The following is a 19,004-nucleotide window of genomic DNA, read 5'->3' as shown; positions in this document are numbered from 1 at the left end:
GGTTCCCGGGCCGCCGTGGGGAGGGCGCCGCCTCGGTAGTATGGACAGGACGATTGTCCGAAGCCGGGCGACGGCGCCGGACCCGATCCCGGCGCCGGTCCGGCGAGAGCGAAAGAGTTGTAGCGGTGACCGAACGTCTCGAATCCGACGACCAGCCCACCCCCCGCCCCGTTCCCAGCCCGGGAGCCGCACCGCGGCCCGGCATGCCGAAGCCCGGCGCCCCCAAGCCCGGAGCGGCCCGGCCCGCGGCCCCGGCGGCCCCCGCCCCCGGCCCGGCGGTCGCCCAGCCGGGCGCCGCGCAGCCCGTGGCGGCCCAGCCGGCGGCGGCTCCCGCGCTGGCCTCGCCGGAGTCCGTGGCCCGGGCCCGCGCGTTCGGGCGGGTGACCGAGGACGGGCACGTCTACGTCGTCGTGGACGGCGAGGAGGTGCTGTGCGGGCAGTTCCCCGACGCCACGGAGGACGAGGCGCTGGGCTACTTCGCCCGCAAGTACGACGACGTCGAGGCGCAGGTCGCCCTGCTCGAGCAGCGGGTCTCCGCCGGCGCCCCGTCGGCGGACATGCTCACCACGGTCGACCACCTCGCCGAGCAGGTGGGCCAGCGCAACATGCTCGGGGACATCCGCGGCCTCGAGGGGCGGATCGAGGCCCTGCGCCCGGCGATCCGCGACCTCGAGGCCGCCGAGCGGGCCGCCCACGAGGCACAGCGGGCGCAGAACGTCGCGGCGCGCGAGGCGATCGTCGCGGAGGCGGAGCAGATCGCCGCCCAGGACCCGCAGCGCACCCAGTGGAAGCAGTCCTCCGCCCGGATGGCCGAGCTGTTCGACCAGTGGAAGGCGCACCAGAAGTCCGGCATCCGGCTGGGCCGGGCCGCGGAGGACGCCCTGTGGAAGCGGTTCCGCACCGCCCGCACCACCTTCGACCGCCACCGCCGCGCGTTCTTCTCCCAGCTCGACGCCGACAACGCCGAGGCCAAGAAGGCCAAGGAGGCGCTCATCGCCGAGGCCGAGGCCCTCTCCGGGTCCACCGACTGGGGCGCCACGGCCGCGGAGTACCGCCGGCTCATGGACCGGTGGAAGGACTCCAAGCGGGCCTCGAAGAAGGACGACGACGCCCTGTGGGCCCGCTTCCGCGCCGCCCAGGACCGGTTCTTCGAGGCCCGCAAGGCCGACAACGACCGGATCGACGAGGAGTTCGAGGGCAACCTGGTGGTGAAGGAGCAGCTGCTCGCCGAGGCCAAGGCCCTGCTGCCCGTCACCGACCTCAAGGCCGCCAAGCGCGCCCTCGGCGAGATCCTGGACCGGTGGGAGCTGGCCGGGAAGGTCCCGCGCGCCCACATGCGCCGGGTGGAGGCCGAGCTGCGCACCGTCGAGGACGCCGTGCGCCAGGCCGAGGACGAGAAGTGGCAGCGCTCCAACCCCGAGACGAAGGCCCGCTCCAACTCGATGCTCAGCCAGCTCGAGACGAAGATCGAGGACCAGGAGGCCGCCCTGGCCAAGGCGCAGGCCGCCGGGGACGCCCGGCGCGCGGCCAAGCTGGAGGGCGAGCTCGCCACCAGCCGGCAGTGGCTGGAGACCCTGCGCCGCTCCTCCGCCGACCTGCGCTGACACCGGCGGCGCCGGGCCCGCCCGCACCGCGCGGGACGGTCCCGGCGCCCGGCAGGCCCCGGGCCCGTGCTGTCCACAGCACCGGCCCGGGGCCTTTCCCGTGCCCGGTCCGTCGGCCAGGCTGGCCCCATGCACGACCCGCCCTGGACCCCCGACTCCCTGCTGCTGCCGGACCGGCCCTTTTCCCGCGCCGAGCTCTCCGCCCTCGTGGCCGACGGGGTGCTCGTGCCCGTGGTGCTGGAGGCCCACGTGCTGCGCGGGCGCCCGGTGACGCGGGCGGTGAAGCTCGCGGCCCTCGAGGCGCAGCTGCCCCCGCACCTGCTGGGCCGCGGGGTGCTCGGCCGACTCTCCGCCGCCTGGTTCTACGACTGCGCCGCGCGCCCCACCGTGCTCCCGGTGCTGCTGGACAAGCTGCGCCGCACCACGATGTCCCCGGTGCCGGACGGCATGGCGCTGCACCAGGTGACCCTGGGCGGCTACGACGTGCACGACGCCGGGCCCGTGCGGGTCACCACCCCGCTGCGCACGGCCGTGGACCTCGCCCTGCACGTCCCCGAGCGGGAGGGGCTGGCGGCCCTGGAGCGGCTGATGCACGCCCCGCACCTGCACTGCCCGCCGGCGCTGGTGCAGGCCGCGCTGGAGAGCTTCGAGCGGATGCCCGGACGGCAGGCGGCGCTGCTGCGGGTGCGCCGCGCCGCCCGCGGGATCGGCCGGCCCGTGCCCTGACCCCGGCCGGCCGGCGGGAGCCACCGGTGCCCGCCGGTCCCGCGGGAGGACGGCTCAGCGGGAGGACGGCTCCGAGATGGGCCGGTTGCCGGAGGTGCGGTAGACGTCGTAGACCCCGTCGATCCGGCGGACCTGGTTGAGCACGTGGTCCAGGTAGCGCGGGTCGCCCATCTCGAAGGCGAAGCGGGAGATGGCCAGCCGGGCCTTGGAGGTGTGCACCGAGGCGGCGAGGATGTTGACGTGGTTCTCCGACAGCACCCGGGTGACGTCCGAGAGCAGGGACTTCCGGTCGAGGGCCTCCACCTGGATCTCCACCAGGAACACGCTGGACTGCGTCGGGGCCCACTCGACCTCGACCACCCGCTCCGTGGAGGTCAGCGCCAGCATGTTCACGCAGTCCTTCCGGTGCACCGAGATGCCGGCGCCCCGGGTGACGAAGCCCATGATCTCGTCCGGCGGCACCGGGGTGCAGCAGCGGGCGAGCTTGACGTAGACGTCCGAGGCCCCCTTGACCACGACCCCGGAGTCGGACACCCGCGGGCGCACCGGCTGGGTGGCGATGGTCGTCTCCGCGAAGTCCTCCTCCGCGCCGTCGGCCCCGCCCAGGTTGCCGACGATCCGCTCCACCACGTCCTGGGCGCTGACCACGTCCGAGCCGATCGCCTCGTAGAGGGAGCTGATGTCGGTGCGGTGGAAGTCCTGGGCCACCGCCAGCAGGGACTCCTGGGTCAGGGTGCGCTGCAACGGCAGGTGGTGCTTGCGCAGGGCGCGGGTGAGGGCGTCCTTGCCCTTCTCGATGGCCTCCTCGCGGCGCTCCTTGGAGAACCACTGCCGGATCTTGTTGCGCGCCCGGGGGGACTTCACGAACTTCAGCCAGTCCTGGGAGGGCCCGGCGTGCTCGGACTTGGAGGTGAGCACCTCCACCCAGTCCCCGTGCTGCAGCTCCGAGGACAGCGGCACGAGCTTGCCGTTGACCCGGGCGCCGATGGTCTTGTGCCCCACCTCGGTGTGCACCGCGTAGGCGAAGTCCACCGGCGTGGAGCCCGCCGGGAGAGCCATGACCTCGCCCTTGGGCGTGAAGACGTACACCTCGGAGGTGTTGATCTGGTAGCGCAGCGAGTCGAGGAACTCGGAGGAGTCCTGCGTCTCCTCCTGCCAGGAGACCAGGGAGCTCAGCCACGCGAGGTCCCCCTCCTGCGCCTTGGGCGTGGCGGAGTTCGCCTGGTTGGCCTGGTCCTTGTACTTCCAGTGGGCGGCCACCCCGTACTCCGCGCGCCGGTGCATCTCGTGGGTGCGGATCTGGATCTCCACCGGCCGCCCGTCCGGGCCGATCACCGTGGTGTGCAGGGACTGGTACATGTTGAACTTCGGCATGGCGATGTAGTCCTTGAATCGCCCCGGCAGCGGCCGCCACCGCGCGTGCAGGGCGCCCAGCGCCGCGTAGCACTCCCGCACCGTGTTCACGAGCACCCGGACCGCCTGCAGGTCCTGGATCTCGTCGAAGTCCTTCCCGCGCACGATCATCTTCTGGTAGATCGAGTAGTAGTGCTTGGGCCGGCCCGTGATGGTCGCCTCGATCCCCGCCTCGGAGAGGTCCAGGGCGATCCGCTCCCGGATCTTGGCCAGGGACCGCTCGCGCTGGGGCTGGCGCTCCCCCACCATCCGCACGATCTCCTCGTAGACCTTGGGGTAGAGCGCCGCGAAGGCCAGGTCCTCGAGCTCCCACTTGATGGTGTTCATGCCCAGCCGGTGGGCCAGCGGGGCGAAGATCTCCAGGGTCTCCCGCGCCTTCTTCGAGGAGGAGGACTGGGAGACGAAGCGCCAGGTGCGGGCGTTGTGCAGCCGGTCGGCGAGCTTGATCACCAGCACGCGGATGTCCTTGGCCATCGCCACGATCATCTTGCGCACCGTCTCGGCCTGGGCGGCGTCCCCGTACTGGACCTTGTCCAGCTTCGTCACGCCGTCGACGAGCGCGGCCACCTCGTCGCCGAACTCGGCGCGCAGCTGCTCGAGCGTGTAGTCGGTGTCCTCCACGGTGTCGTGCAGCAGCGCGGCGACCAGGGTGGCCCCCGTCATGCCCAGCTCCGCGAGGATCGTGGTCACGGCCACGGGGTGGGTGATGTAGGGGTCCCCGCTCTTGCGCTTCTGCCCCTCGTGGCACTTCTCCGCGACCTTGAACGCACGCGCCAGGACCTCCACGTCCTCCTCCGGGTGGGTGGCGCGCACGGTGTGCAGCAGCGGCTCCAGGATCGGCGAGTGGTCCATCGGCCGGCCGGAGAGGTAGGACAGGCTGGAGCGGGTGCGGTCGCTGCGGCCCGGGAACACCGCCCGGCCCTGCAGCGGCCGGGAGGCGGGCACGACGTAGTGCGTGCCGGCCATGTCCGAGCGGCGCGGCGGTGTCGGGGCGGTGCCCTGACCGGCGGGGACGACCCCGTCGTCGGACGAGCTCATGACCGTAGCTCCCTTCCCATCGATGCGACCGGGGCGGCGGCCGTGCGGCCGCCGCCCCGGTCGTCGAGCTGACGTGTGCTGCTGTGCGGCGGTCCGCGGCTGCGCGGTCCGCCCTGCGGTGGACCTCAGTCTAGTGCGCCGCGGCCTCCTCGGCGGCACGTCCGGCCGGGGCGCCCGCCCGCGCCTCCTGCTCGCGCACGTCCGCGTCCCGGGAGCGCAGCAGGGCGTACATCGGCGAGGCCACGAACAGGGTCGCGACGGTGCCCACGATGATACCGACGAACAGCGACAGGGACAGGTCCTTGAGGGTGCCCGCGCCGAGCACGAGCCAGCCGATGAACAGGATCGAGCCGACGGGCAGGATGCCGACCACCGAGGTGTTGATGGAGCGCACCAGGGTCTGGTTCACGGCGAGGTTCACCTGGTCGGAGAACCGCCGCCCCGCCCGTTCGGGCGGGGCCGTGCCGTCGAGCAGGCCCTCGGTGTTCTCCCGGACCTTGTCGAAGACCACCACGGAGTCGTAGAGGGAGTAGCTGAGCACCGTGAGGAAGCCGATGACCGCGGAGGGGGTGACCTCGAAGCCCACGAGGGAGTAGACCCCGGCGGTGATCGCGACGGTCGCGATCATCCCCGCGATCGCCGAGACGGACATCTTCCAGGTGCGGAAGTACAGGGCCATCAGCACGGTGGCCAGCACCACGAACGCCACGAGCCCCTGCAGCGCCTGCCGGGTGACGCCGGCGCCCCACGTGGGCCCCACGAACGTGGAGGTCACCTCGTCCTCGCTCACGCCGTAGGCCTCGACCAGGGCGTCCTTGACCGCGAGGGTCTCGTCGTCGTCGAGCTGCTCGGTCTGCACCCGGATCGTGCCGGGGGCGATGTTGGTGACCTCGACCTCCGCGGCGTCCGAGGACGCCGCCACGGCCTCGCGGCCGGTCTCCACCTCGGGCTCGGACACCGCGGAGACGGTGAACTCGGAGCCGCCGGTGAAGTCGATGCCGAGGTTGAACCCGCCCTTGGCCACGGGCACCAGCAGGGACAGCCCCACGAGGACCGCGGCGATCGTCAGCCACAGCCTCGCCCGCCCCACGAAGGGGTAGGAGATGCGCCCGCTGTGCAGGGCGTTGCCGAAATCAGCGAACCGGGACATCAGGCGTTCTCCTCGGGAGTGCGGGCCGACGACGGCGCGCCGACCGGGGCGTCCTGCGGGGCGGGCTCGCCGGGCCGGTCCGGCGGGACCGCCTCCGCCGCGCGGCGGCGCCGTTCGGCGATGGTCAGCCCGTCCCCGGTCCCCGGCTCCCGCAGGCGCCCGGCGCCGCGGTACAGGGGCACCGCGTCGAGGGCCTCCGGGTTCAGCCCCGAGTGCCGGCCGCCGCCGCCGAAGTAGCGGGTGCGCGCGAGCAGCACCATCACGGGGTGGGTGAACAGGAAGACGACGAGCAGGTCCGCGATCGCGGTCAGCCCGAGGGTGAAGGCGAACCCGCGCACGTTGCCCACCGCCACGAAGTACAGCACCACGGCGGCCAGCAGGTTCACGGCCTTCGACGCGAGCACGGTCTGCCGGGCCCGCCGCCAGCCGTGGTCGACCGCCGCGGGGATGGAGCGGCCGCTGCGGATCTCGTCGCGGATGCGCTCGAAGTAGACGATGAAGGAGTCGGCGGTCTGGCCGATCGCCACAATTAGGCCCGCGACGCCGGCCAGGGAGAGCCGGTAGTTCGCCGACCAGCCCAGCAGGGTGATGGCCAGCCAGGTGAGCACGCCCGCGACCACGAGGGAGCTGATGGTCACGAGCCCCAGCAGCCGGTACTGGAAGAGGGAGTACACGCACACCAGCACCAGCCCGATGATCCCGGCGACGATGCCCATCCGCAGCTGGTCGGCGCCGAGGGTCGCGGAGATCTGCTGCTCGGACTGGATCTCGAAGCTCATCGGCAGCGCCCCGTACTTCAGCTGCTCGGCGAGGAAGCGGGCCTGCTCCTCGGTGAAGCTGCCCGTGATCTGCGCCTGGCCGTCCGAGATCACCGCGTTCATCTGGGGGGCGGAGACCACCTGGCCGTCGAGCAGGATGGCGAACTGGCCGCGGGGGTCCTCGGGGGTGGACTGGCCGATGCCGTAGAGGCGCTCCGAGAGCTGCCGGAAGCGCTCGGTGGCGTCCGGGCCGAACTGCAGGTTCACGGCGAACTGGTTCAGGGAGGCCCCCTGGGAGTTCTGGGCGGTCCCGTAGGAGGCGTCCTCGATGCCGGTGCCCTGGATCTCCACCGGGCCCAGGAGGTACTTGGTCCCGGTGTCGGGCTCGCAGGCGACCACGGGCGCGTCGGCGTCCTGGGCCTCGCGCTCGTCCGGGGACTGCGGCGCGGTGCAGTCCGTCTCCTCGAACTGCCGGTACAGCTCCGGGGTGATCCAGTTGGGGTCGGAGGAGTCGGCGGGCTCGGCGGCGGGCTCGGGCAGCTCGTCCCGGGGCACGCGCTGGTCCTCGGGCACGGGCTCGGCGGCCGCGGTGGTGAGCACGGGACGGAAGTTCATCTGCGCCGAGGTCTGGATCAGCTCGCGGGTCTCGGCCGAGGGCACCCCGGGCATGGAGACCACGATGGTGCTGCCGGACTGGGTGGCGATCTCGGCCTCGGCGACGCCGGAGCCGTCCACGCGCTGGCGGATGATCTCCACGGCCTGGTCCAGCTGCTCGGGGGTGACCTCCTGGCCGGCCTCCTCCCCCTGCAGGGACGGGGAGAGGATCATCTGGGTGCCGCCCTCCAGGTCGAGGGCCAGCTTGGGCCCCCACCCGGTGCGGTCGGTGCCCGCGCCCCAGGCGAGCAGCCCGCCCAGCAGCGCCAGGAGCACGAGCAGCCCGAGCAGGGAGCGGCGCGCGCCCGAGAGAGCGGCCCGCACGCCGGAGCGCGCCGGTGCGGTGCTCCCCCCGCCCCGCCCGGGGGCGGGGGGAGCACCGGAGGTCTTGCGTGTGGTCAGTGCCATGGTTGTCCTAACGCACCACGGCCCGGGCGGCCCGGGCCTGCTCATGGGAACGGGCCGACCAGCGGTCGGCCCGTCGCCCCGAAGGGGGGATCAGTCGTTGCGCGGTCCCGGGTCGCGCCGGGAGTCGTCGTCCAGCGGGTCGACCGGACCGGAGCCGGTGCCGTCGGCGTCGCGCATCTCCGGCCCGGCCGGCGCCGCGGTGCCGGCGGCGGGGGCCGGGGCCTCCTCGACGACGGTGGTGACGGTCTGCAGGTGCACGGTCACGGCCGTGCCCGGGGCGATCTCCAGGACGACCTTGTTCGCGTCCCGGTCGACCGAGCGGACGGTGCCGTAGAGGCCGTAGTTCGTCATGACCTCGGTGCCCGGGCCCATGGCCGACTGCTTCTCCTTGACCTGGGCCATCGCCTTCTTCTGCCGGCGCATGGGCAGCCAGACCAGCAGCACCAGGGCCACGAGCATGAGCGGCAGCAGCCAGGAGGTGCCGCCCCCGGTGGGCTGGGCGGCCTGGGCGGAGAGGGACTGGGCGAGGAGGAGCGAGCTCACGGACTTCCGTTCGATCGGTGGTGGGTGTCCGTCCCATGGTAGGTGATGGAACCCGGAGCGTCCTGGACGTCCACCGGTGGATCCGCGCGTCGGGCGCGGATCAGTCCTCGAACAGGGGCGGGTCCTCCTCGGCCGCGGACGGGTCCGCCGCCGCGCCGAAGGCCGCCCGCAGCCCGGGGTCGCGGAACGCCGCGTGCTCCGGGACGGCCAGGCCCAGGTGGTCCCAGGCGGCCGCCATGGCGATCCGCCCCCGGGGGGTGCGCCCGAGCAGGCCCTCGCGGACCAGGTAGGGCTCGGCGACGGTCTCGACGGTCTCGGTCTCCTCCCCCACCGCGATCGCCAGGGTGGACAGGCCCACCGGCCCCCCGCCGAACTTCGTCACGAGCGCCTCGAGCACGGAGCGGTCCAGGCGGTCGAGGCCGCGGGCGTCCACCTCGTACATGTCGAGGGCGGCGGAGGAGGTGCGGGCGTCGATCCGGTCGATGCCGTGCACGAGCGCCCAGTCCCGCACCCGGCGCAGCAGCCGGTTGGCGATGCGGGGGGTGCCCCGGGACCGGGAGGCGACCTCGGTGAAGCCCTCGGCGGTCATCGCCAGGTCCATCAGCCCGGCCGAGCGGCGCAGCACCAGCTCGAGCTCCTCCACGGAGTAGAACTCCAGGTGGCCGGTGAAGCCGAAGCGGTCGCGCAGGGGCCCGGGCAGCAGGCCCGCCCGGGTGGTGGCGCCCACCAGGGTGAAGGGCGGCAGGTCCAGCGGGATGGAGGTGGCGCCGGCGCCCTTGCCGACCACGATGTCCACCCGGAAGTCCTCCATGGCCATGTACAGCATCTCCTCGGCGGGCCGGGACATGCGGTGGATCTCGTCGAGGAACAGCACCTCCCCCTCGGTGAGGGAGGACAGGATCGCCGCGAGGTCGCCGGCGTGCTGGATGGCCGGGCCGGAGGAGATCCGCAGGGGCGCGCCCATCTCCTCGGCGATGATCATCGCGAGGGTCGTCTTGCCCAGCCCCGGCGGGCCCGAGAGCAGGACGTGGTCGGCGGAGCGGCCCCGCAGCCGGGAGGCCTCCAGCACCAGGGACAGCTGCTGGCGCACCCGCTTCTGCCCCACGAACTCGTCCAGGTTGGCCGGGCGCAGGGCCGACTCGAGCTGCTTCTCGTCGGGCTCGTCGACCGGGGAGACGAGCCGGTCGCGGGCGTTCACGGCGGCGCCGTCCTCGCGGGCCACGCTCAGACCCCCCGCTCCGCGCCGGTGCGGGCACCGGCCTTGGCGGCGCCGAGCCACGCGAGCACGGTGCGCAGGATGGCGGGCACGTCCCCGGAGGCGCTCAGCTCCTCGCGTCCGGCGAGGGCGTCGGCGACGCCGCGGGCGGCGTCCTTCTCGTTCCAGCCCAGCCCCACGAGGGCCTCCAGCACCTGCTCCCGCCAGGGCTCCACGGGCGCGGCGGCGGCCGGGGCGGGGCGGTCGGGGACGATCAGCTTGTCGGCCAGCTCCAGCACGATCCGGCGGGCGCCCTTGGGCCCGATGCCGGGCACGGCCGTGAACGCCTTGGCGTCGCCCTGCGCGATGGCGCGGTGGACGTCGTCCGGGCCGAGCACGGAGAGCACCGCCAGGGCGGTGCGGGGCCCGACCCCGCTGACCCCGAGCATGATCTCGAAGACCTCGCGCTCGGCGGGGCTGCGGAAGCCGAAGAGCAGCGGGGACTCGTCCTTGCGCGCCACGTACGCCGTGTCGAGCCGGACCTCTCCCCCGATCCGCAGCCCGGACAGCGTCTCGGGGGTCGCCTGGACCTGGACGCCGAAGCCGCCCACCGCCACGACGGCGGTGGTGAGGCCGACGTGCTCGACCTGTCCCGTGATGGACGCGATCACCGCGCGCCTCCTTCCCGCGCCCCGGCGGGGCCGGGACCGGTTGCTCGAACAAATCTACGAATGACGACTCGCCGCCACTCTAGCAGGGGCGGCCGACTCAGCTGCGCCCGCCCCGGCGGGCCCGCGCCTCCGCCTCGGCCCAGGCGCGCTGGGCGGGGGTCATCCCGGAGCGGGCGGCGGCGAGGGGGCGGGCGCCCTGGTGCGTCTCGGTCCGGGCGGTCGCGTCCACGCCCGTGCCGCCGCCGCGCCAGCCGTGGCAGATGGCGATGGCCAGGGCGTCGGCGGCGTCGGCGGGCCGGGGCGCCTCCTCGAGCCGCAGGATCCGCACCACCATGCGGGCCACCGAGGCCTTGTCGGCCCGCCCCTCGCCGGTGACGGCGGCCTTGACCTCGGACGGGGTGTGCCAGGCCACCGGCACGCCGTGCCGGGCGGCGGAGGCGATGACGGCTCCGGAGGCGTGGGCGGTGCCGATCACGGTGTTCACGCTGGTCTGGGCGAACACCCGCTCCAGGGCCAGGGCGTCGGGGCGGTAGCGCTCGATCCACCGCTCGGTGGCCTCCCAGATGCGCAGCACGCGCACGTCGAGCGGGTCGGCGGCGTCCGTGCCGGCCACGCCGACGTCCACGAGCGACGCGGTGCGGTTGCCGGCCATGTCGATCAGGCCGAACCCGCACCGCGTCAGCCCGGGGTCCACCCCGAGGATCCGCTGCGTGGCCGTGGTCAGTCCTCGGCGTCGAGCTGGGCGAGGACCTCGGCGGGGATGTCCGCGTTGGCGTAGACGTTCTGCACGTCGTCGAGCTCCTCGACGGCGTCGACCAGGCGCAGGAACTTCCGGGCGCCCTCGGCGTCCAGCGCGACCAGCATGCTCGGGCGGAACTGGGGGTCGTCGTTGTTGTACTCGAGCCCGGCCTCGTCGAGGGCCGCGCGGATCGCCGGCAGGTCGGTGGCCTCGGAGACGACCTCGAAGACCTCCTCCTGCTCCACGACCTCGTCGGCGCCCGCGTCCAGGACGGCCATGAGGACGTCGTCCTCCGTGAGCCCGTCGGTGCGGGCGACCTCCACGACGCCCTTGCGCTCGAAGAGGAAGGCCACGGACCCGGAGTCGGCCATCGTGCCGCCGTTGCGGGTCACGGCCACGCGCACCTCGGAGGCGGCGCGGTTCTTGTTGTCCGTGAGGCACTCGATGTACAGGGCCGTGCCCTGCGGGCCGCGGGCCTCGTAGAGGATCTCGGTGTAGTCGACGACCTCGCCGGTCAGCCCGGCGCCGCGCTTGATGGCGCGGTCGATGTTCGCCACCGGCACCGAGTTCTTCTTGGCCTTGGACACGGCGAGGTCCAGCGCCGGGTTGCCGGCGGTGTCGGCCCCGCCCATGCGGGCGGCCACCTCGATGCCCTTGATGTACTTGGCGAAGGCCTTGGCGCGCTTGGCGTCGATCGCGGCCTTCTTGTGCTTGGTCGTGGCCCACTTGGAGTGACCTGACATGCGTTCCTCCTCGGAAGTCGTGACGGGACGTGGTGCCCGGGGTCTCGGGAGCCGCCGGCCGCGTCCCGGAGCGGCCCGCCCGGGCGGCAGGCCGGGACGGACCGGAAAAGTCCTGCTCCATCCTACCGGGTGCGGGCCCGCCCGCTCCCGGCGGCCGGCGGGGACGGGCCGGCGGGAACGGTCCGGCCGGTGCGGGCCGGGCCGATCAGCGGGGACGGGCCGCGGCGACCTCCCGGGCGCGCTCGGCGAGCGTGTCGTCCAGCGGCTCGGCGTCGAAGCTCCCGTACCGGCGCTCCACCGCGGCGCGGATGAGGTGGTCGGCCACGGCGGGGTTCTTCGGCAGCATCGACCCGTGCAGGTAGGAGGCCACCACGTGGTGTACGCGCGCGCCCTCGGTGCCGTCCTCGCCGTTGTTGCCGGCGCCCCGGCGCACCGTGCCGAGCGGGGCCTGGCCGGGACCCAGCCGGGTGATCCCCGAGTGGTTCTCGTAGCCCACCACGGTGCCGAACTCCGGGGACTCCAGGACGATGTTGCCGATCAGGCGCGTCGGTCCGCCCACCGTGGTGACGTCCAGGATCCCGATCCCGGGCAGGGTCTGCCCGGCGCCGGTGCGGAACTCGTGGCCGAAGAGCTGGTAGAGCCCGCAGATCGCCAGCATCGGCACGCCGTCCGCGGCCATCGCGCGCAGCTCCGGGGCGATGCGCTGCAGGTCCTCCTGGACGCGGAACTGCCCGGAGTCCTGCCCGCCGCCGCCCACGAGGAGGTCGGCGTCGGCCGGGAAGGGGTCCCCGGGGTCGTGGTCGGACAGCCGCACGGTGTAGCCGTACTTCTCCAGCCGGCGCTTGAGGGTCAGGGTGTTGCCCCAGTCGCCGTAGATGTTCATGTCCCGGGGGTAGAGCTGGACGAGGTGGACGGTGCGGTCGGTCATGGGGGCTCCGCTCAGATCTCGGCGACCTCGGCCACGCGGGACAGCTCCCGGCGCAGCTCGAGCATGGACGTGTAGGTGCAGAAGACGCGCATGGGCCGCTCGCCGGCGGCGGCCACGAAGCGCCGCAGCGCGTCGCCGAGGTCGGGGACGACGTCGCGCACGGGGACCTCGTCGTAGTCCAGGCGCAGGGCCATGTCCCACGCGCGGGTGCCGCCGACGACGTCCACCCCGGCGTCGCGCAGGGAGTGGAAGTCGACGTCCCACAGCCAGGACACGTCCCGGCCGTCGGCGTACTCGTCGTTGATGGTGACCATGGTGGCGTAGTCGCCGGGGCGGGCCGAGGCCAGGGAGAGGCGGAACCCGGCAGGGTTCTTCACGAGCAGCAGCTGCAGCGGGCGGCCGTCGACGTGGATGGTCTCGCCGCGCCCGAACGCCGGGGTGACGCGGGAGAGCTCGTCCACCAGCGCGGGGCGGTCCGCGTCCGGTCCGGCGACGGCGAGCACCAGCGCCAGGGCCGCGGCCGCGTTGTAGATGTTGTAGACGCCGTAGAGCTCCACGGTGGCCTCGACGTCCTCGCCGCCCACCGTGAGGTGCACCCGGTTCGCCGCGAAGGAGGTCAGCTCCACCTCGGCGGCCGGGCGCGGGGCGAGCTCGCGCTCGTGGTCCGCCTCGGCCTCGGGCCCGCCGGCGGAGCGCATGTCGTCGTCGGAGGGGAACATGCGGCGCAGCTGCGGCGCGAGGCCGAACCAGCGCACGTCGGTGCCGTCCGGGACGTGCTCGGCCAGCGACACGATCCGGGGGTCCTCCCGGTTGAGCACCACGGTGCCCGTGGTGGCCGCGGCGATCTGGGCGAGCATCCGGCGGGTCGTGTCGATCTCCCCGAAGCGGTCGAGCTGGTCGCGCATGACGTTGAGCAGCAGCGCGTGGCGGGGGGCGACCTGCTTCACGAAGTGCACCGCGTGGGCCTCGTCGAGCTCGAGCACGGCGATGTCGGCGTCGAGCCGGCCGGTGAGGCTCATCTCCCCCAGCAGCGCCGCCGCCACGCCCCGCACGAAGTTGGAGCCGGTGCGGTTCGTGAAGACCCGGTACCCCTGCGAGCGCAGCAGCTGGACGGCCATCTTGGTGGTGGTGGTCTTGCCGTTGGTGCCGCTGACGACCACCACCCCGTGCGGCAGCCGCCCGAGCTGCTCCGCCACGAACCCGGGGTGCAGCTTCTCCATCACGAGGCCGGGGAAGGCGGAGCCTCCCCCGCGCAGGGTCGTCAGGTACCGGATGCCTTGGCCGAGCAGGCGCACGTGGGGTCGGGACATGCGCTCCATCCTAGGGCGTGCGGGCGGCCCGGCGGGTCGGGGGCGCCGTGGACCCGCCCGGCTCCCTCCGGCACCCGGGCACGCCCCCGGGCCGCTCGGGGGCGTGCCCGCCCCCGGCGCGGCGCCTCCCCCCGGTAGGGTGGCTCAGCGTACGTGCCCGCCCACCGAGCCCGACAGGGACTGAGCCTTGGACAACCCCCTCCTGCGCCCCAGCGCGCTGCCCTACGAGCTGCCGGACTTCCGGAGCATCCGGGAGGAGCACTTCCTGCCGGCCTTCGAGGCGGCGATGGCCGAGGACCTGGAGTGCGTGCGGGCGGTCCGGGCCGACCCCGCGCCCCCCACGTTCGCGAACACCATCGAGGCCCTCGAGCGCGGCGGGCTGGCCCTGGACCGGGTCGAGTCGGTCTTCTTCACCCTCACCGCCGCGCACAACACCGCCGGCGTGCAGCGGATCTACCAGGAGCTCGCGCCGCGGCTGTCCGAGCACAAGGCGGACTTCACGCTGGACAAGGAGCTCTACGCCCGGGTCCGGCGGGTGGACCGCACGGACCTGCAGCCCTGGCAGCTGCGGGTGCTGGACGAGTACGTCTCCTGGTTCCAGGACTCCGGGGCGGAGCTGGGCCCGGCGGAGCAGCAGCGGCTGCGGGAGGTCAACGACGAGCTCTCCGCGCTGAGCATCCGCTACGGCAACGACCTGCTCCGGGAGGTCAACGCCTCCGCCGTCGTGGTGGACGACCCGGCGGCGCTGGACGGCATGGACCCCGCGGACGTCGAGGCCGCCGCCTCGGCGGCCGCCGAGAGCGGCCACCCGGGGCGCTACCTGCTCACCCCCGCGCTGTTCACCGTCCAGCCGGTGCTGTCAGTGCTCACCGACCGGGCGCTGCGCCGGCGGATCCACCTGGCCGCCGTCCACCGGGGCACCGGGGAGCACGGCGGGGAGGGCTCGCAGAGCCGCACGGACCTGCGCCCCCTGGCCGCGCGGATCGCCCGGCTGCGCGCGGAGCAGGCGCGGCTGCTGGGCTACCGCAGCCACGGCGACCACGTCATGGCGGGCAGCACGGCGCCCTCGCCGGAGGCGGTGCGGGAGGTGCTCGAGCGGATCACCGGGCCCGCGGTGCGCAACGCGCTCGAGGAGCGCGCCGAGCTGGAACGGCTCGCGGGCCACCCGGTCGAGGCGTGGGACTGGCCGTTCTGGGCCGAGCGGCTGCGCCGGGAGCGCTACCACGTGGACGCCTCCGCGCTGCGGGAGTACTTCGAGCTGGAGTCGGTGCTCGAGCACGGGATCTTCCGCACCGCCCGTGAGCTCTACGGGCTGGTCTTCACCGAGCGACCCGATCTGCACGGCTACCTGCCGCAGGTGCGGGTGTGGGAGGTCACCGACGAGCACGGGGCCGGGGTGGGCCTGTTCCTGGGCGACTGGTTCACCCGGCCCACCAAGCAGGGCGGGGCCTGGATGGGCTCGCTCGTGCACCAGAACCGGCTCACCGGGCAGCGGCCCGTCGTGGTGAACAACGCGAACTTCACCCGCCCGCCCGCCGGGCGGCCGAAGCTGCTGACCCTGGACGAGGTCGTCACGGTCTTCCACGAGTTCGGCCACGCCCTGCACGGGCTGCTCTCGGACGTGCACCTGCCCTCGTTCTCCGGCACGAAGGTGCCCCGGGACTTCGTGGAGTACCCCTCGCAGGTCCACGAGATGTGGGTGCTGCACCCGGACGTCGCCCCGCACTACGCCCGACACCACCGCACCGGCGAGCCGGTCCCGGAGGCCACCCTGGCCGCCCTGCGGGAGGCCGCCGCGCACGGGCAGGGCTTCCGGACCGTGGAGTACCTGGCCGCCACCTGGCTGGACCTCGCCTGGCACGGGATCGAGGACCCGTCCCGGCTGGCCGACCCGCGCACCGTGGAGCAGGAGGCCCTGGAGCGGGCCGGGATCGACGTGCCCGGCATCGCCCCGCGCTACCGGACCGGGTACTTCAAGCACATCTTCGCCGGGGGCTACTCCGCCGGGTACTACGCCTACATCTGGTCCGAGATCCTCGACGCGGACACCGCCCGGTGGTTCGCCGCCCACGGCGGGCTCACCCGGGAGAACGGACGGCGCTTCGCGGAGGAGGTGCTCTCCCGCGGCAACGAGACGGCGCCCCTGGAGGCGGTGGAGGCCCTGCTGGGCCGGCGCCCGCACCTGGGCGCCCTGCTGCGGCGGCGCGGGCTGCTGCCGCGCGAGGAGTTCGTGCACCGGCGGCGCGGGGCACCGGCCCCCGGTCCCGGGGGCCCGGGGCGGGCCTGAACGGCGCGCCGGCGGGCACCTCCGGGACCGGTCGGCCCGCGAGCGGGCAGGCCCGGGGTCAGGCCCGCGGCCAGGCGTCGGCGATGTCCTGGCGGGTGTCCCCCAGGGTCTGCATGATCGCCTTGGTCCCGGCGAGCACGGGCATGAAGTTCGCGTCCCCGTTCCAGCGGGGCACCACGTGCTGGTGCAGGTGCCCGGAGAGCGACCCGCCCGCCGCGGCCCCCAGGTTGATCCCCACGTTGAAGGCGTGCGGGGAGGCCACCCGGCGGATCGTCGACACGGCGGTGCGGGTCAGGTCCGTGAGCTCGCGCAGCTCCTCCTCCCCCAGCTCCGTCAGGTCGGCCACGTGACGGTACGGGCAGACCATGAGGTGGCCGGGGTTGTACGGGAAGAGGTTGAGGATCACGAAGCAGTGCTCGCCGCGGTGGACGATCAGGGACTCCTCGTCCGCCCGCCGGGGCCCGTGGCAGAAGGGGCACCCGGGATCCTCCCGCACGGACGGGTCCTCCCCCCGCACGTAGGCCAGCCGGTGCGGGGTCCACAGCCGCTGGAAGCTGTCGGGCACCCCCGGGATCTCGAACTCGTCCTGGCGGATCCAGTGGTGCGGAGGCCCGCCCTCGGGCGCCCGGCCGGTCACTGCCCGACCCCGGCCGTCTCCGCGGCGGACCGGGGGTCCTCGGGCAGGGCGGCCGTCGGCTCCTCGTTCACCCGGCGCTGGACGTGCGCCACGATCCGTTCGACGGCCTCGCCGACCGGGACGCCGTTGTCCTGGGAGCCGTCGCGGAAGCGGAAGGAGACCGCGTGCGCCTCCGCATCCTCCCCGCCGGCGATGAGCACGAACGGCACCTTCTCCTTGGAGGCGGTGCGGATCTTCTTGGGGAACCGGTCCGAGCCGGCGTCGAGCTCCACGCGCACTCCGCGGGCCCGGAGGGTGTCCACCACGCCCTGCAGGTAGTCGTTGAACGCCTCGGCCACCGGGATCGCCACCACCTGGACGGGGGCCAGCCACGCCGGGAACGCCCCGGCGTAGTGCTCCACGAGCACGCCCATGAAGCGCTCCACGGAGCCGAACAGCGCGCGGTGGATCATCACCGGGCGCTGCCGGGTGCCGTCCGCGGCCTGGTACTCGAGGTCGAAGCGCTCCGGGAGGTTGAAGTCCAGCTGGATGGTCGACATCTGCCAGGTCCGCCCGATGGCGTCCTTGGCCTGGACCGAGATCTTCGGGCCGTAGAAGGCCGCGCCCCCGGGGTCCGGCACCAGGTCCAGCCCGGACTCCGCCGCGACCTCGGCCAGGGTCGCCGTGGCCTCCTCCCACAGCTCGTCCGAGCCCACGAACTTCTCCGGGTCCTTGGTCGAGAGCTCCAGGTAGAAGTCGTCGAGCCCGTAGTCCTTGAGCAGGTCGAGGACGAATGTGAGGGTGGTGGTCAGCTCCGCCTTCATCTGCTCGCGGGTGCAGTAGATGTGGGCGTCGTCCTGGGTCATCCCGCGCACCCGGGTCAGGCCGTGCACCACCCCGGACTTCTCGTAGCGGTAGACCTGCCCGAACTCGAACAGCCGCAGGGGCAGCTCCCGGTAGGACCGCCCGCGCGAGCGGAAGATGAGGTTGTGCATGGGGCAGTTCATGGGCTTGAGGTAGTAGTCCTGGCCCTGCTTGGTGAGCTGGCCCGTTTCGGCGTCGCGCTCCTCGTCCACGTGCATGGCCGGGAACATCCCCTCCCGGTACCAGTCCAGGTGCCCGGAGACCTCGTAGAGGTGGCCCTTGGTGATGTGCGGGGTGTAGACGAACTCGTAGCCGGCCTCGGTGTGGCGGGCCCGGGAGTAGTCCTCCATGGTCTTGCGGATGATCCCGCCCTTGGGGTGGAACACCGGCAGCCCGGAGCCCAGCTCGTCCGGGAAGGAGAACAGGTCCATCTCGGAGCCGAGCCGGCGGTGGTCGCGCCGCTCGGCCTCGGCGAGGCGGTCCCGGTAGGCCTTCAGCTCCTCCTTGGAGGGCCACGCCGTGCCGTAGATGCGCTGCAGCTGCTTGTTCTTCTCGGAGCCGCGCCAGTACGCGGCGGCCGAGCGCATGAGGGCGTAGCCGTTGCCGATCAGCTTGGTGTCCGGCAGGTGCGGGCCGCGGCACAGGTCCTTCCAGACCGTCTCCCCGGTCTTGCGGTCCACGTTGTCGTAGATCGTCAGCTCGCCGGCGCCGACCTCCACGGACGCGCCCTCGGCGGCGGCGTCCACGTCCCCGCCCGAGCCGGGGCCCTGGGACAGGCCGATCAGCTCCAGCTTGTACGGCTCGTCCGCCATCTCGGCCCGGGCCTCCTCCTCGCTCACGGCACGGCGGCGGAAGGACTGAGTGGAGTTGACGATCCGCTGCATCCGCTTCTCGACGGCCTTGAGGTCCTCCGGGGTGAACGCCTGCGCGACGTCGAAGTCGAAGTAGAAGCCGTCGGTGATGTACGGGCCGATGCCGAGCTTCGCGTCCTCGTGCAGCTGCTGCACCGCCTGGGCCATCACGTGGGCCGTGGAGTGGCGCAGCACCTCCAGTCCCTCCGGCTCCGAGATCAGCACCCGCTCCACGGCATCGCCGTCGGCGAGCTCGGTGGCGAGGTCCCGGAGCACGCCGTTGACGCGGGCGACCACCACGGAGCGCTCCTCGCGGTACAGCTCCGCGGCGGAGGTGCCGGCCCCCACCGTGCGCTGCTCGCCGTCGACGGTGATCGTGAGGGGTGCGGACTCGGGCTGGTGCTCCGGCGCGGTGGTCATGGGGAGGGGTCTCCTTCGGTCGGCATCGGCACGCACCCGTACGGGGGGCGCGCGGCAGGGGCGCCGGCGGGCGGCGCGCACTGCAT

The 19,004-nt window shown here is 73.5% G+C and carries 15 protein-coding genes; 3 read left to right on the top strand and 12 right to left on the bottom strand.

Annotated features, from left to right (window positions below; translation table 11 throughout):
* Window positions 1-203: 203 nt before the first annotated feature.
* Together ACWCOM_RS16860 and ACWCOM_RS16855 are read left to right on the top strand one after the other, a co-directional pair.
* Complete coding sequence (locus ACWCOM_RS16860) at window positions 204-1,604, top strand: DUF349 domain-containing protein (protein ID WP_454549901.1); 1,401 nt, start codon at window positions 204-206, stop codon at window positions 1,602-1,604.
* A gap of 129 nt (window positions 1,605-1,733) precedes the next feature.
* Window positions 1,734-2,330, top strand: a complete 597-nt coding sequence (locus ACWCOM_RS16855; protein WP_454549898.1) for a type IV toxin-antitoxin system AbiEi family antitoxin — start codon at window positions 1,734-1,736, stop codon at window positions 2,328-2,330.
* A gap of 54 nt (window positions 2,331-2,384) precedes the next feature.
* On the opposite strand, the gene ACWCOM_RS16850 is transcribed toward ACWCOM_RS16855, so the two are convergent.
* The 10 genes from ACWCOM_RS16850 to ACWCOM_RS16805 all read right to left on the bottom strand — a co-directional run bounded on the left by ACWCOM_RS16850 (window position 2,385) and on the right by ACWCOM_RS16805 (window position 13,889).
* Complete coding sequence (locus ACWCOM_RS16850) at window positions 2,385-4,709, bottom strand: RelA/SpoT family protein (RefSeq protein WP_454549900.1); 2,325 nt, start codon at window positions 4,707-4,709, stop codon at window positions 2,385-2,387.
* Window positions 4,710-4,911: 202 nt separating this feature from the next.
* Window positions 4,912-5,931: a protein translocase subunit SecF gene (secF, locus tag ACWCOM_RS16845; RefSeq protein ID WP_454549897.1), complete on the bottom strand. Its 1,020-nt coding sequence runs from the start codon at window positions 5,929-5,931 to the stop codon at window positions 4,912-4,914.
* Window positions 5,931-7,751 (bottom strand): protein translocase subunit SecD, encoded by a 1,821-nt coding sequence (gene secD / locus ACWCOM_RS16840; RefSeq protein ID WP_454549896.1) that lies wholly within the window; start codon window positions 7,749-7,751, stop codon window positions 5,931-5,933. Before secD ends, secF begins: the two co-directional genes overlap by 1 nt.
* 90 nt (window positions 7,752-7,841) lie before the next feature.
* A complete protein-coding gene (gene yajC / locus ACWCOM_RS16835; protein ID WP_454549895.1) occupies window positions 7,842-8,294 on the bottom strand; it encodes a preprotein translocase subunit YajC in 453 nt (150 codons plus the stop codon).
* Between the two features lie 100 nt (window positions 8,295-8,394).
* The gene (gene ruvB / locus ACWCOM_RS16830; protein ID WP_454549899.1) at window positions 8,395-9,492 is read right to left on the bottom strand and encodes a Holliday junction branch migration DNA helicase RuvB; all 1,098 of its coding nucleotides are present in this window, start codon (window positions 9,490-9,492) and stop codon (window positions 8,395-8,397) included.
* Window positions 9,493-9,518: 26 nt separating this feature from the next.
* Window positions 9,519-10,160: a Holliday junction branch migration protein RuvA gene (gene ruvA, locus ACWCOM_RS16825; protein ID WP_454549894.1), complete on the bottom strand. Its 642-nt coding sequence runs from the start codon at window positions 10,158-10,160 to the stop codon at window positions 9,519-9,521.
* A 97-nt stretch (window positions 10,161-10,257) separates the two neighbouring features.
* Window positions 10,258-10,854 carry a crossover junction endodeoxyribonuclease RuvC gene (ruvC, locus tag ACWCOM_RS16820; RefSeq protein WP_454549893.1) on the bottom strand — a complete coding sequence of 199 codons (597 nt, stop codon included), beginning with the start codon at window positions 10,852-10,854 and terminating at the stop codon, window positions 10,258-10,260.
* Window positions 10,855-10,880: 26 nt separating this feature from the next.
* A complete protein-coding gene (locus tag ACWCOM_RS16815; protein ID WP_454549892.1) occupies window positions 10,881-11,642 on the bottom strand; it encodes a YebC/PmpR family DNA-binding transcriptional regulator in 762 nt (253 codons plus the stop codon).
* 205 nt (window positions 11,643-11,847) lie between these two features.
* Entirely contained in the window at window positions 11,848-12,570 is a 723-nt protein-coding gene (locus ACWCOM_RS16810) for a type 1 glutamine amidotransferase (RefSeq protein ID WP_454549891.1), read from the bottom strand.
* Window positions 12,571-12,581: 11 nt separating this feature from the next.
* Window positions 12,582-13,889 carry a MurT ligase domain-containing protein gene (locus ACWCOM_RS16805; RefSeq protein ID WP_454549890.1) on the bottom strand — a complete coding sequence of 436 codons (1,308 nt, stop codon included), beginning with the start codon at window positions 13,887-13,889 and terminating at the stop codon, window positions 12,582-12,584.
* Between the two features lie 178 nt (window positions 13,890-14,067).
* Here ACWCOM_RS16805 and ACWCOM_RS16800 point away from each other — a divergent pair, with 178 nt between their 5' ends.
* Window positions 14,068-16,167, top strand: a complete 2,100-nt coding sequence (locus ACWCOM_RS16800) for a M3 family metallopeptidase (protein WP_454549889.1) — start codon at window positions 14,068-14,070, stop codon at window positions 16,165-16,167.
* A gap of 58 nt (window positions 16,168-16,225) precedes the next feature.
* Here ACWCOM_RS16800 and ACWCOM_RS16795 read toward each other — a convergent pair whose 3' ends face one another.
* Together ACWCOM_RS16795 and thrS are read right to left on the bottom strand one after the other, a co-directional pair.
* Window positions 16,226-16,804 (bottom strand): HIT family protein, encoded by a 579-nt coding sequence (locus ACWCOM_RS16795; RefSeq protein ID WP_454549888.1) that lies wholly within the window; start codon window positions 16,802-16,804, stop codon window positions 16,226-16,228.
* The gene (thrS, locus tag ACWCOM_RS16790) at window positions 16,801-18,918 is read right to left on the bottom strand and encodes a threonine--tRNA ligase (RefSeq protein WP_454549887.1); all 2,118 of its coding nucleotides are present in this window, start codon (window positions 18,916-18,918) and stop codon (window positions 16,801-16,803) included. The genes ACWCOM_RS16795 and thrS overlap by 4 nt, the downstream gene beginning before the upstream one ends.
* Between the last annotated feature and the right edge of the window lie 86 nt (window positions 18,919-19,004).

It is taken from the genome of Kocuria sp. KH4, assembly GCF_053711175.1.
This window is presented reverse-complemented; position numbering and strand designations above follow the sequence as displayed.